Consider the following 12,611-nt stretch of genomic DNA (forward strand, 5'->3'; position numbering starts at 1 on the left):
CCCTGGGGCTTCCGGGCTTAAGGTTTGGTTACCTATGTTTGGTAAGAACCGTCGCATGGATCGGCGCATCGCTCTCTCCACCGCCTTGGCCCTGACGCTCGCGAGCGGCGGCCTATCGGCTTGCGGCCACATCGACGGCGAGCCGATCACGCCCGCCGCGCGGCCCACCGGCCAGTTTCCCAATATCGGTTACGCCGACTGGAGCGAGGCCGAGCCCGCCTACCGGTTCTATCCGGGCGACGAGATCGAGGTGAGCGTACCTTCGGCCACGGAGCTTAATAAGTCGGCCGTGATTCAGCCGGACGGCCGCGTCGCTTTGCCGCTGGTCGGACCGGTCATGGCCGCCGACCGCACGATCGAGGAACTGGAAACCTCGCTGACCCAGGCCTATGGCCGCCAGCTGCTGCGACCGCAGGTGCAGGTCTCGGTCAAGAGCACGGCGCCGCTCAAGGTGTTCGTCGGCGGCGAGGTCGGCAATCCCGGCGTCTACGACATGACCGGCGACGGCGACGCCCTGCGGGCCGTCATCCAGGCCGGCGGCTTCAAGAGCTCGTCCAAGCGCAGCCAGGTGATCATCATCCGGCGGGGCCCCGACGGCCGGGCCATGATGCGTACGGCCAACCTGTTGCAGGGTCTGACCGATCCGCGCGGCGTGGACCTGGTGCCTCTTCGCCGCTTCGACATCGTCTATGTGCCCCGGAGCGGTGCGTCCGAGGCGGGTCTCTTCATGCAGCAGTATCTGCGCGACCTGCTGCCGATCAGCTTCAGCTACGCCATCAACGGCTTAAGCAACTAGTCTCGGAAATCACGGCCGGATCCAGAGGCGTCCGGCCCGAGAAGGTAGAACGGCTGAACCGTGGTTCAGCCGTGAGCCAGCCATTCGCGCGCCTGGCGTTGAGCTTCGGCGACTTCTTCGCTGGCCATCTCTTGCGACAGTTCCTTGCGATAGACCTTGGCTTCGACCGAACCGCGCATGGCGGCCAGGTTGAACAGCATGTGCGCCGAGACGTAGTCCAGCGGCGCGCCGCCCTGGCCGGTCGAATACAGCATGCCCATGCGGAACAGTTCGTCGCCGGTCGACTCGGCGCTCGGCAGCGGCAGGCCCATCACGGCGGCGGGCGGTTCGATGCTCATCATCATGACTTCAATTCCCCAGTCCTCCCGAGCTCACCCCAGTGGTTCAGCTCGGCCATGAACACAGAGAAAACCTCGCTCGCTGAACATATAGTTAAGCGCGCAGAGATCATGAATCGAGGCGCGAATACACGCCTCGTTCATTGAAGTTACGGCTGATAAACTCCGGTATATGGTTGGTTAACGAGCCCGCTGACCAAACAGAACACTGCGGGCCTGTTCCGCAGCTTTTCCAGACGCTTGCAGGCCTCCGGCGCGAAGCTCCGCCCCCAGCTTGAAGCCGCGCTGGACGGCGTCACGCTCGCCGACCCGGTCGAACCAGGCCTTCAAATCCGGAAATTCCTCGATCTGGATGCCCTGATTTTTCCACGGCACGACCCACGGCCAGATCGCGAAGTCGGCGATGGACAATTGGCCGCAGACGAAATCCTTCCCCGCCAGCTGCTTGTTGAGCACGCCGTACAGGCGGTGGGTCTCGTTGGTGTAGCGGATCGCGCCATAGGCCAGCTGCCTCTGGTCGGCGATGATGGCGGGGGCGTACTGGCGGAAATGGTGGGTCTGGCCGGCCATCGGGCCAAGGCCGCCCATCTGCCACATCACCCACTGGTCGATGCCGACCCGGTCGCGCTCGCTGTCGCCATAGAACTGGCCGGTCTTGCGACCCAGGTACTGCAGGATCGCGCCGGACTCGAAGATCGAGAGCGGCTGGCCGTCGGGTCCCTGCGGATCGACGATGGCCGGCATGCGGTTGTTGGGGCTGATGGCCAGGAACTGCGGCTTGAACTGCTCGCCCGTGCCGATGTTCACCGGGATCATCTCGTAGGGCAGCCCCATCTCCTCCAGGGCGATCGAGATCTTCCAGCCGTTCGGCGTGGGCCAATAGTGCAGTTCGATGGGGCTGGTCATGCGCGTCTCCCGAGAACCTCTGTTCTTGCGCGCCAACATGGCCATGCGGGTGCGCGACGCCAAGACGCATCCTGACATGACCGTTCAGCGAGGGTTCAGACGGCGGAGCTCATCGTGGTCATCAAGGTCGAGGGACTTGGCCGCCGGAAGGCGACCGCTGACCACAAGGAGACGTCCACATGAAACGTCTGTTGCTCACCATCGCCGCCGTGGCCTCGGTCGCCGGCCCGATGGCCGCCATGGCCACCGACGCCTCGGCGCAGGGCCGCGGCGGCTGGGACCGTCATGACGACCGCGGCGACCGCCGCGATGATCGTCGGGACGATCGTAGGGATGGCCGCTGGGATCGCCGCGACGATAGGCGCGATGACCGCCGCGACAGCCGCTGGGATCGACGTGACGACCGTCGCGACAACCGCGGCTGGGATGACCGTCGCTACAACGGCTACTACTACCAGAACCGCTGGTACTACGGCGCCCCGCCGGCCCACTACTACGGCCGTCAGGACTATCGCCCCGGCTACAGCGCCTGGCGCCGCGGCGGCTACCTGCCGCCCTACTATCGCGGCGGCGGCTATGTGGTTCACGACTACGGCCGCTACCACCTGCGTCACCCGCCGCGCGGCTACTACTGGTACCGCACCGGCAACGACTACGTGCTGGCGGCTATCGCCACCGGCCTGATCTTCGAGATCATCAACAACTAGATTCCCGTTCACTGAACGGCATTTAGAAGCTTTTGCGGCGCCCCGGGAACTCCACCTGGGGCGCCGTTTTTGCGCCATGCTCGCCGCGCGCGCGTCATGCATGCGGCCGCAAAGCCCGATTGCGGGGTCATTTCGGCCGCAAGCCGCCCCCAGCGTTCGCTCCGCGTCACAGTCCGACGCCGCAGCCACGAAGGCGCTTACCGATGAAGAGCTTGCGCATTACCGCCGCCGTCCTCGCCCTCGCCGCCGCCGGTTACGCCGGATCGGCCCTCGCCCAGCAGGCCCCCGCCGATCCGTCGTCCCAGACCCCGCCCTCGACCGGCGCCGGCAGCTGGGGCTCATCGACCACGACCACCACCGATCCGTCGGCCTCGACCACCGCTCCGGCTACAACCGACAGCACGACGCCGCAGGCCGACAGCGCCACGGGCGCGGCTTCGCCCAGTTCGGCCACCGCGCCGGGCGACACCTCGACCACCACCGCCCCGGCGGCCGAGGACGCGGCCAAGCCCGCCAAGAAGGCCAAGAAGCACAAGAAGTCGGCCGACGACGCGGCCGCCTCCTCGTCCGCGACGCCGCAGGACCCGTCCACGCCTCAATAGAGCGCGTCTGTTCGAGTCCCCCAAAAGAGAAGGGCCCGCCGCTTGCGCGACGGGCCCTTTCATTTTGTCCGCAAGGCTTGAGGATCAGAGACCCAGCTTGGCCTTCAGCAGGTCGTTGACCGTGCCCGGATTGGCCTTGCCGCCGGTGGCCTTCATCACCTGGCCGACGAACCAGCCGATGGCCTGGGGCTTTTCCTTCACCGCCGCGGCCTTGTCGGGGTTGGCGCCGATCAGCTCGTCGATCGCCGCCTCGATGGCGCCGGTGTCGTTGATCTGCACCAGGCCGCGCTTCTCGACGATCTCAGCGGGACGGCCTTCGCCTGCCCACATGTGCTCGAAGACCTCCTTGGCGATCTTCGACGAGATCGTGCCGTTCTCGATCAGCTCGACCAGCTGGGCGATGTCCGACGACGGCAGCGGCGAAGCGGCGATCTCGTGGCCGCCCGACGACAGCTTCGACAGCAGCTCGTTGGTCACCCAGTTCGACACCAGCTTGGCGTCGCGGCCTTTCGCGGCGGCCTCGAAGTAGTCGGCGCGGTCGCTCTCGATGATCAGCACGCCGGCGTCGTAGGCCGACAGGCCGTACTGGCTCTGCAGACGGGCCTTCTTGGCGTCCGGCAGTTCCGGCAGGGTCTCTTCGATCGACTTCACCCAGGCCGGGTCCAGCACCAGCGGCAGCAGATCCGGATCGGGGAAGTAGCGATAGTCGTGCGCCTCTTCCTTCGAACGCATCGAGCGGGTCTCGCCCTTGGTCGGGTCGAACAGGCGGGTCTCCTGGTCGATCACGCCGCCGTCCTCCAGGATCTCGATCTGGCGACGGGCCTCGTACTCGATGGCCTGCTGGATGTAGCGGTAGGAGTTGACGTTCTTGATCTCGCAGCGCGTGCCCAGGTGCTTGAAGCTGCCGGTCTCGCGGAACTTCTCGTAGTCGCCCGGACGGCAGACCGACACGTTGACGTCGGCGCGCAGGTTGCCCTTCTCCATGTCGCCGTCGCAGGTGCCCAGATAGACGAGGATCGTGCGCAGCTTCTTGACGTAGGCGGCCGCCTCTTCCGAGGTGCGCATGTCGGGCTTGGAGACGATCTCCATCAGCGCCGTGCCCGCGCGGTTCAGGTCCACATAGGTCGCGTTCGGGTCCTGATCGTGCAGCGACTTGCCGGCGTCCTGCTCCAGGTGCAGGCGCTCGATGCGCACGTCGAAGGTCGTGCCGTCGTCGCGCTCGACCACCACCACGCCCTCGCCGACGATCGGCTGGTCGAACTGGCTGATCTGATAGCCCTGCGGCAGGTCGGGATAGAAGTAGTTCTTGCGGTCGAAGCGGCTCTTCAGGTTGATCTGCGCCTTCAGGCCCAGGCCCGTCTTCACCGCCTGCTCGACGCAGAAGCCGTTCAGCACCGGCAGCATGCCCGGCATGGCCGCGTCGACGAGGCTGACCTGCTCGTTGGGACCGGCGCCGAAGCCGACGGCCGCGCCCGAGAACAGCTTGGACTTGCTGGCCACCTGGGCGTGGACCTCGAGGCCCAGCACGATTTCCCAGTCGCCGGTGCGACCCTTGATGGTCTTGGAAGCAGCTTCGGTCATGTCTCTTGTCCTCCCTCCGTCGCCGGAAGGCCGGTTAGTGCGGGACAGCGAAGCAGGCCTCGCCGTTTCAGGGGTTCCTCATGCACCGTGGGGGTCGGGGAAGGCAAGGCTGGCGGGGTGGTTTGTTGCGGGGGGGAGTTGATTGCCCTCCATTCTCCGCCTTCATCGCTTCCCTAGTAGATTCCGTCGCCGAAAACGGGCGGCTCGAACGGCAGCAACGCGCCAGTTGCGGACTTTCAGATCGCTCAGAAACTGGACGGGGGCCGCCGCGCGCGCAGGCGGATAGCCGTCGCTTCTTCCTTCGAAGCCCGCCAAAAATCCGACCGCCGAGGGATTGTATTCATGACCATAGTGGATGTGGCGATCTTCCATATCGCGCGCCAATCGCCCATTCCTTGCGCTAAGCTTAGCCGAAAACTATGAGTCGATCTGGAGATCACTAGGGCATGACCCTGGACGGGGTTTTGACTGTGCTGGGTTTGGCTGCGGCAATCTACGCTGTCGTGCCGGCCGTGCCGAGGTTACGCGCTCGGTTGGCGCTTTGGATTCAGCTACCGGTGGCGGTGGCGGCCCTTGGCTTGGTTCTCTATCTTGAGTTCTTCGACGTCGTCGCTCGGCCTTGCGTCTTGCCCTGGTCGAACATCTGCGCGGCGGTGATCATCCCGGAGACGGGCGGCGTGCGGCCGCCGCAAGCCGCTTTCCTAGTCGTGCTGGTCTGGATGGCGGTTGCCTGGACGTTGCACCACCTAGCTAGGCCGGGGGCGGGCGCGCTTAAGGCCATCGCGCGCTTGTCCGAGACGCTGATCTATGAACAGCGCTATGCCGAACTTATCGCCTTCATCGAACCGTACCTGCCGTTCGTCGATGCGGCGGCTCGGCGGAAACTTTACCTCCAGCGACTGGCCGACCAGTGCTCCGTCTGGCGACTGCGCTATACGGAGAAAGGCCGTAGGCAGGCGATCTTCGATCACCGCCCCCAGAAGCCCGACATCGGTTGGGCGTCTTGGCGTCGAGTCTTGCCCATCGTCGGCTGGCTGGGCGTCCTTACACCTCGCCAAAACGGCGCGCAGGAAGCGGCCGAAGCCGTCGTGCGTATACTTTTCAATAGTCCTGGCCTTCGGACCTACCTGATCGAGATGCGGCCCTATTTTGGGATCGCCCTGTTGCGCATGCAGACCTTCACGCCGGTCGACTTTTCCGACCTCTATCTTGGCGGCCTGATCGAAAGGCCCGGCAGCGCACTACACCAAGAACTGGAGCAGACCCAGCAGACCCGCGGTCCCTGCCGGTATGTAATTCCCGACAGCGCTCGCCTGCTTCAGTACCTGTTTGGCGACATCGAGCGAGCCGATAGGCTGGGTGCCTGGAAGCCGATTGGTGATCATGCGCTGGCTGTCCTGCGGGTCGATCCCCAAAATGCTTATCTAGGAAGCCTGCGGAGCAAACCCGACGAGCGGTTCAATGAGACCTGCTGGCGCGACCCGGTTTTCGCTGCTTTTAGCTTCTTCAACCTCATGGTGACCGAGGCCGCGCACCAGGCGCACGGCTACAACATGTGGCTCGACTATGTGCCTATGATCGTCGACCGCCTGGCTCAAGCCTATGACGAGACTGGCCCCGGTGTGGACATCGATGACGAGTTCCCGACCTTGGCGGCGCGCTTGATCTATTCGGCATTCAACATGTTGGGTGAATGGGCAAAGATGGTTCGTCACCTGCCCGAGGATTCCATACACCGCCGGACCGCGCCCGGCCTGCAGCCCGACTCTGGCCACATCCCTAAGTCGGCGGCTATTGCGCTTGGCCGCAGCCTGCGCGCGGTCTTGGCATCGAACGCCATAGGCGATGGCTTTGCCCGGTATATGGTCGAGGTCGTAGCGCGCGACATCAAAGCCTTGCCAGCGGACGGAGAGCTGGGCTGGATGCGCGAGCTGCTCGTACGCGCGGCCTCGTCAGGCGGCGCGCAGCATCGGCGACGACTTCACCTGCTGTTCGAACAGCTCGATCCAGGTTTACGTTACGACGTTCCCGATCTGCAGGCGGTTGTGGCGGCACGCTAACCGCCTTCCAAAGGCGGCGTTGGCCCGACTGGAGTCACCAAAGCGTCAGCCTGGGGCTGAGGCCCGATGCGGTGCAATTCCTGACCCCGCGCCTCAACCCACACTCGCTCCGAGGTGGAAGCCAGCGCCAGGCTGATTGTCGCGATTGGACACTTTGTCCACGACACCTGAACGGACAAAATTGATAGACAGCCCGCGCGTCAGAAAAGCGACCCGCGCGTTTTCGAAAATCTTTGTGGAGTGAAGTCGTGGACTGGGAAAACCTGTTTCCTATCGTTTTCTTCCCACTCAAGATCATCGTGCTGGGCGTCGGCATGTTCTTCTCGATCAAGTGGCATCACGATCAAGCCAAGAAGGACAAGCAGAAAGAGGCCGATCGCCGCGACGCCATGGCCGGCGCTCCGGACGCCAGCGTGAAGACGGCGCTGACCGCCGATCAAGCGCAATAGCGTAGGCGTTCACCTGGGCCGGCGCCGCCAGCCGCCCCTCACGTCCCCCGAGGCTTAGCCCGTGTCGTCGGCGCGGCGCTGGCCGGGTCGTCCGGCCACACATGCCGGGGATAGCGGCCCTTCATTTCCACCTTCACGTCGCGCCAGGAGCCCTTCCAGAAGCCCGGCAGGTCCTTGGTGATCTGGATCGGGCGGTGGGCGGGCGACAGCAGGGCGAGAGTCAGGGGGACCTTGCCGTGGGCCACGGCCGGGTGTTCGGCGATTCCGTACAGTTCCTGCACCCGCACCTCGACGCGCGGACCGCCCTCGGCGGCGTAGTCGATGGCGAAGCTGGAGCCGGTCGGGGCGGTGAAGCGCGCCGGGGCCTGGGCTTCGATCCTGCCCTGCATGTCCCACGGGATCAGCGTCTTGATCGCCGCTTCCAGCGTGCCCTCGTCGAGGCTGGCCAATGACGAGCGGCCGGCCAGCAGCGGCTCCAGCCATTCGTCCAGCCGCGCGACCAGGGCCGCTTCCGACAGGTCCGGCCAGGCCTCGCCGTCATTGGCGCGCAGGAAGGCCACGCGGTCGAGCAGCCCCCTGCCCCGCTCGCCCAGCTTCAGGGCCGCGAGGCCGTCGGCCCGCACCTGGTCGGCCAGGGCGCCGGCGATCAGGGCGGGGTCGGGCTTGTCGATGATCTTCTCGTCGACCACCAGCTTGCCCAGGCGCAGCAGGCGCTTGGCGCGCAGCTTGCCGCCGCCGCTGGTCTCCAGCCGGTCCTCGGCGAGCAGGCGGTCGGCGAAGGCGGCGCGCAAGGCGTCCTCGTCTAGCGGTGCGGCCAGCAGGATGCGGTCGCGGGCCTCGCCGCCGCCCAGCTCGCCCACCGCCAGCCAGGTCTCGCGGGCCAGGGCGTCGGTCGGCTCCAGATAGACGCCGCGGCCGCTGGCCATCTGGTATTCGCCCGACTTGCCCCGCGCCCGGGCCACCCGCTCGGGATAGGCCTCGGCCAGCAGCAGGGCGTCATCCAGCGGATCGGCCCCGCTCGGCTTGCCCGCCTGACGCGACCAGCGCTCGGCCAGGGCGCGGGCGTCACGCGCCCGAGGCGTGCGGTCGCGGCCAAAGCCCTCCAGCCGCTGGCGCAGATCCACGCTGCGCCCGCCCAGCCCCTGCTCGCTGAGCACGGCGGCGATCTCGGCGGCGCGGTGGGCTTGGCCCGAAGCGGCGGCGCGAGCGACCATATGGGCCAGACGCGGGGCCAGCGGCATGTTCGACAGCGCCTTGCCGTGCGCCGTCAGCCCGCCGGCCGCGTCCAGCGCCTGCAAGCGCGTCAGCAGCGACCGCGCCTCGGTGAAGGCCGCGCGCGGCGGCGGATCGAGGAACGCAAGGCCCTCGGCGTCCTTGGCGCCCCAGCGGGCCAGGTCCAGGGCCAGACGCGACAGGTCGGCCTCCAGGATTTCGGGCCGGGCGAAGGGCGTCAGGGCCCGGGTTTCCGGCTCGTCCCACAGGCGGTAGCAGACGCCCGGCTCGGTGCGGCCGGCGCGGCCCCGGCGCTGGTCGGCGGCGGCGCGGGCCACGCGCACGGTCTCAAGCCGGGTCAGGCCACTGGAGGGATCGAAGCGCGGCACGCGCGAGAGCCCTGCGTCGATCACCACCCGCACGCCCTCGATGGTCAGGCTGGTCTCGGCGATCGAGGTGGCCAGCACCACCTTGCGGCGGCCGGCGGGCGCGGGCTGCACGGCGCGGTCCTGCTCGGCCGGATCCAGCGCGCCATATAGAGGGGCCAGATCGACGTCGGGCCGGCGCAGGCGCTCGGCCAGCCAGCTCTCGGCCCGGCGGATCTCGCCCTGGCCCGGCAGGAAGACCAGCACGCTGCCGGTCTCCTCGGCCAGCGCCCGCTCGACGGCGCGGCCGACCCGCTCCTCTAGCCGCAGGCGGTCGTCGCGGCCCAGATAGCGGGTCTCGACCGGGAACATCCGCCCCTGGCTCTCGACCACCGGCGCATCGCCGAGCAGGGCCGAGACGCGGGCGCCGTCCAGCGTGGCCGACATCACGAGGATCTTCAGGTCGTCGCGCAGCAGGCCTTGAGAGTCGCGCGCCAGGGCCAGGCCCAGGTCGGCGTCGAGGCTGCGCTCGTGGAACTCGTCGAAGATCACGCAGGCCACGCCGTCCAGGCCCGGATCGTCGAGAATCATCCGCGTGAAGACGCCCTCGGTGACCACCTCGACGCGCGTTTTGGCCGACACCTTCGACTGCAGGCGCACGCGGAAGCCCACCGTCTCGCCGACGGCCTCGCCCAGGGTCTGGGCCATGCGCGCGGCGGCCGCGCGGGCGGCCAGGCGGCGCGGCTCCAGCATGACGATCTTGCCCTCGCCGACCCAGGATTCCCCCAGCAGCGCCAAGGGAACGGCCGTGGTCTTGCCCGCCCCGGGCGGGGCGACGAGAACGGCGGTCTCGCGGTTGCTCAAGGCGCCTTTGAGCGCGGGAATGGCCTGAAAAATGGGCAGCATCGCGCCGGCTTTAGCTGGGCTGGGGATCAACGCCAAGCAGGACTGGACTAGCCCGCCCACGGGAGAACATTTACGCGCTTCGGCGGCGCGGCCTTGACCCCATGCTCATAAACGGGTCACCGTCCGCAAAATTTTCTAAAGGCGACCCCCGGGGGGGAGTCTTGCCTATCCAGGAGGAACTATGTGGCGCGTAAAATCGCTTGATGCGATCCTAGCGACGGCTGAGAAAAAATCCCTTCATCGCTCGCTCGGACCGATCCAGCTGACGCTGCTGGGGGTAGGCGCGATCATCGGCACCGGGATCTTCGTTCTGACCGCTGCGGCCGCCCAGAAGGCGGGCCCCGGGATGATCTGGAGCTTCGTGATCGCCGGCGCCGTCTGCGCCATCGCCGCGCTCTGCTACTCCGAACTGGCCTCGATGGTCCCCGTCTCGGGCTCGGCCTACACCTACTCCTACGCCGTGATGGGCGAGCCGCTGGCCTGGATGGTCGGCTGGGCGCTGATCCTGGAATACGCCGTCGCCGCCAGCGCCGTGTCGGCCGGCTGGTCGGGCTACTTCCTCGGCCTTATCGAGAACGCCCTGGGCTTCCAGTGGCCAGCCCTGCTTAGAGCCGGTCCGGCCTGGTCGATGCACGGCTTCATCCCGGTCGCCGACTTCAGCGCCGGCATCGTCAACATCCCGGCCATCGTCGTGGCCCTGGCCGTGACCGCCCTGCTGGTCATCGGCACCACCGAAAGCGCCCGCGTCAACGCCGTGCTCGTGGCCATCAAGGTCACCGCCCTGACCGCCTTCATCGTGCTGACCATCCCGGCCATCAAGAGCGGCAACTTCTCGCCCTTCGCCCCCAACGGCTGGTTCGGCCCCGAGGGCACCAGCGGCATGGGCATCGTCGGCGCCGCGGCCTCGATCTTCTTCGCCTATGTAGGCTTCGACGCCGTTTCGACGGCCGCCGAAGAGACCAAGAACCCGCAGCGCAACGTCCCGATCGGCCTGATCGGCAGCCTGGCGCTCTGCACCGTCTTCTACCTGCTGGTGGCCTCCGGCGCGATCGGCGCCATCGGCGCCCAGCCGGTGCTCGGCGCCGACGGTTCGGCCATCCAGCCCGGCTCGGCCGCCTTCCAGGCCGCCTGCTCGCTGGCCGCCAACAAGGACAGCCTGGTCTGCTCGAACGAAGCCCTCGCCCACGTGCTGCGCGAGATCAACTGGCCCGTCGTCGGCAACCTGCTGGGCCTGGCCGCCAACCTGGCCCTGCCCTCGGTCATCCTGATGATGATCTACGGCCAGACCCGCATCTTCTTCGTCATGGCCCGCGACGGCCTGCTGCCGGAGAAGCTCGCGGCCATCCACCCGAAGTTCAAGACGCCGCACATCGTGACCATGGTCACGGGCGTGTTCGTCGCGATCGCGGCCGCCTTCTTCCCGGTCGGCCAGCTGGCCGACATCTCCAACTCCGGCACCCTGTTCGCCTTCTTCATGGTGGCGATCGCGGTGATGGTGCTGCGGGTGAAGGATCCCAAGCGCCACCGTCCGTTCAAGACGCCGCTGGTCTGGGTCGTGGGTCCGCTGGCCATGGTTGGCTGCGCGGCGCTCTACTTCAACCTGCCGCTGGAAGCGATGTTGGTGCTGCCGATCTGGGGCGCCCTGGGCCTGGTGATCTACCTGGCCTACGGCATCCGCAAGAGCCACCTGGGCCGCGGCCTGATCGACGTGCCGGAACTGGCCGCCGAGGCGCCGGGCACCTCGGTTCCGCCGATGCCGGGCGCTCCGGCCCCGGGTTCGCCCGAGGAACGGTCTTGATCTTGAGGCCATAGCCTCTAGTTCAGACGGGCGGGATCTTCGGGTCCCGCCCGTTTTCGTTTGGAGCCCGCCCCCGTGACCAACCCGTCGCCGATCAGCGCCGTCATCGCCCCGGTCACGCCGCTGCAGCAGAACTGCACGATCGTCTGGTGCTCCAAGACCAAGAAGGCCGCCGTCATCGATCCGGGCGGCGAGGTCGACCGCCTGCTGCGCGCCCTGGCCGACCAGGGTCTGACGCTGGAGAAGATCTGGATCACCCACGGCCACATGGACCACGCCGGCGGCGCGGCCGAGCTGAAGGCCAGGACCGGCGTTCCGATCGAAGGCCCGCACAAGGACGACCAGTTCTGGATCGACCGCATCCAGGAGAGCGGCGAGATGTACGGCGTGCCCGAGGCCCGCATCTTCGTGCCCGACCGCTGGCTGGAGGACGGCGACGTCGTCACCCTGGGCGAGACCCAGTTCGAGGTCCTGCACTGCCCGGGCCACACGCCGGGCCACGTGATCTTCTTCCACCGCGAGACCAAGTTCGCCCAGGTCGGCGACGTGCTGTTCCAGGGCTCGATCGGCCGCACCGACTTTCCGCGCGGCAACCACCAGGACCTGATCGACGCCATCACCGGCAAGCTGTGGCCGCTGGGCGACGACGTGCGCTTCGTGCCGGGCCACGGCCCGATGTCGAGCTTCGGCGCCGAGCGCCGCAACAATCCCTTTGTCGGCGACCGTGCGGTCGCCGCCATGAAGGGACCCGGCTACGCGGCTCCGGTGAACCGCTCGCCGGGGTAGCTGCGTGGTCCTCGTCCTTCGACAAGCTCAGGATGAGGACCAATCTGACGACAGTGCAGTAGAAACCTCACCCTGAGCCTGTCGAAGGGCGAGGTTTCGCTTGAA

Annotated in this window: 11 protein-coding genes; 7 read left to right on the forward strand and 4 right to left on the reverse strand. The window is 67.2% G+C overall.

Annotated features, from left to right (window positions below):
- Positions 1–55: 55 nt before the first annotated feature.
- Entirely contained in the window at positions 56–796 is a 741-nt protein-coding gene (locus tag AC2YHT_RS03705; RefSeq protein WP_487288230.1) for a polysaccharide biosynthesis/export family protein, read from the forward strand.
- A 65-nt stretch (positions 797–861) separates the two neighbouring features.
- On the opposite strand, the gene AC2YHT_RS03710 is transcribed toward AC2YHT_RS03705, so the two are convergent.
- Both AC2YHT_RS03710 and AC2YHT_RS03715 read right to left on the reverse strand, forming a co-directional pair.
- Positions 862–1,140 carry a sel1 repeat family protein gene (locus AC2YHT_RS03710; RefSeq protein ID WP_487288231.1) on the reverse strand — a complete coding sequence of 93 codons (279 nt, stop codon included), beginning with the start codon at positions 1,138–1,140 and terminating at the stop codon, positions 862–864.
- Between the two features lie 174 nt (positions 1,141–1,314).
- Positions 1,315–2,040 carry a glutathione S-transferase N-terminal domain-containing protein gene (locus tag AC2YHT_RS03715; RefSeq protein ID WP_487288232.1) on the reverse strand — a complete coding sequence of 242 codons (726 nt, stop codon included), beginning with the start codon at positions 2,038–2,040 and terminating at the stop codon, positions 1,315–1,317.
- Between the two features lie 179 nt (positions 2,041–2,219).
- Here AC2YHT_RS03715 and AC2YHT_RS03720 point away from each other — a divergent pair, with 179 nt between their 5' ends.
- A complete protein-coding gene (locus AC2YHT_RS03720; protein ID WP_487288233.1) occupies positions 2,220–2,747 on the forward strand; it encodes an RcnB family protein in 528 nt (175 codons plus the stop codon).
- Between the two features lie 203 nt (positions 2,748–2,950).
- On the forward strand, positions 2,951–3,349 hold the full coding sequence (locus AC2YHT_RS03725) for a proteophosphoglycan 5 (protein WP_487288234.1): 399 nt from the start codon (positions 2,951–2,953) through the stop codon (positions 3,347–3,349).
- 84 nt (positions 3,350–3,433) lie between these two features.
- Here the strand turns inward: AC2YHT_RS03725 and gatB are convergent, their stop codons facing one another.
- Complete coding sequence (gene gatB, locus AC2YHT_RS03730) at positions 3,434–4,930, reverse strand: Asp-tRNA(Asn)/Glu-tRNA(Gln) amidotransferase subunit GatB (RefSeq protein ID WP_487288235.1); 1,497 nt, start codon at positions 4,928–4,930, stop codon at positions 3,434–3,436.
- Between the two features lie 446 nt (positions 4,931–5,376).
- Between gatB and AC2YHT_RS03735 the strand changes: the two genes are divergently transcribed.
- Positions 5,377–6,990 (forward strand): hypothetical protein, encoded by a 1,614-nt coding sequence (locus AC2YHT_RS03735; protein WP_487288236.1) that lies wholly within the window; start codon positions 5,377–5,379, stop codon positions 6,988–6,990.
- Between the two features lie 248 nt (positions 6,991–7,238).
- Positions 7,239–7,439, forward strand: a complete 201-nt coding sequence (locus AC2YHT_RS03740) for a hypothetical protein (protein ID WP_487288237.1) — start codon at positions 7,239–7,241, stop codon at positions 7,437–7,439.
- A 38-nt stretch (positions 7,440–7,477) separates the two neighbouring features.
- Here the strand turns inward: AC2YHT_RS03740 and hrpB are convergent, their stop codons facing one another.
- Positions 7,478–9,922 carry an ATP-dependent helicase HrpB gene (gene hrpB, locus AC2YHT_RS03745; RefSeq protein WP_487288238.1) on the reverse strand — a complete coding sequence of 815 codons (2,445 nt, stop codon included), beginning with the start codon at positions 9,920–9,922 and terminating at the stop codon, positions 7,478–7,480.
- A gap of 181 nt (positions 9,923–10,103) precedes the next feature.
- Between hrpB and AC2YHT_RS03750 the strand changes: the two genes are divergently transcribed.
- Positions 10,104–11,720 carry an amino acid permease gene (locus AC2YHT_RS03750; RefSeq protein WP_487288239.1) on the forward strand — a complete coding sequence of 539 codons (1,617 nt, stop codon included), beginning with the start codon at positions 10,104–10,106 and terminating at the stop codon, positions 11,718–11,720.
- Between the two features lie 75 nt (positions 11,721–11,795).
- The gene (locus AC2YHT_RS03755; protein WP_487288240.1) at positions 11,796–12,506 is read left to right on the forward strand and encodes an MBL fold metallo-hydrolase; all 711 of its coding nucleotides are present in this window, start codon (positions 11,796–11,798) and stop codon (positions 12,504–12,506) included.
- Positions 12,507–12,611 lie beyond the last annotated feature (105 nt).

Source organism: Caulobacter sp. SRI_008, assembly GCF_057586355.1.

Excerpts from the sequence above, each read along its gene's own strand:
- AC2YHT_RS03705 (WP_487288230.1), top strand. The coding sequence starts at position 56 with ATGGATCGGCGCATCGCTCTCTCCACCGCCTTGGCCCTGACGCTCGCG.
- AC2YHT_RS03710 (WP_487288231.1), bottom strand. The coding sequence starts at position 1,140 with ATGATGATGAGCATCGAACCGCCCGCCGCCGTGATGGGCCTGCCGCTG.
- AC2YHT_RS03715 (WP_487288232.1), bottom strand. The coding sequence starts at position 2,040 with ATGACCAGCCCCATCGAACTGCACTATTGGCCCACGCCGAACGGCTGG.
- AC2YHT_RS03720 (WP_487288233.1), top strand. The coding sequence starts at position 2,220 with ATGAAACGTCTGTTGCTCACCATCGCCGCCGTGGCCTCGGTCGCCGGC.
- AC2YHT_RS03725 (WP_487288234.1), top strand. The coding sequence starts at position 2,951 with ATGAAGAGCTTGCGCATTACCGCCGCCGTCCTCGCCCTCGCCGCCGCC.
- gatB (WP_487288235.1), bottom strand. The coding sequence starts at position 4,930 with ATGACCGAAGCTGCTTCCAAGACCATCAAGGGTCGCACCGGCGACTGG.
- AC2YHT_RS03735 (WP_487288236.1), top strand. The coding sequence starts at position 5,377 with ATGACCCTGGACGGGGTTTTGACTGTGCTGGGTTTGGCTGCGGCAATC.
- hrpB (WP_487288238.1), bottom strand. The coding sequence starts at position 9,922 with ATGCTGCCCATTTTTCAGGCCATTCCCGCGCTCAAAGGCGCCTTGAGC.
- AC2YHT_RS03750 (WP_487288239.1), top strand. The coding sequence starts at position 10,104 with ATGTGGCGCGTAAAATCGCTTGATGCGATCCTAGCGACGGCTGAGAAA.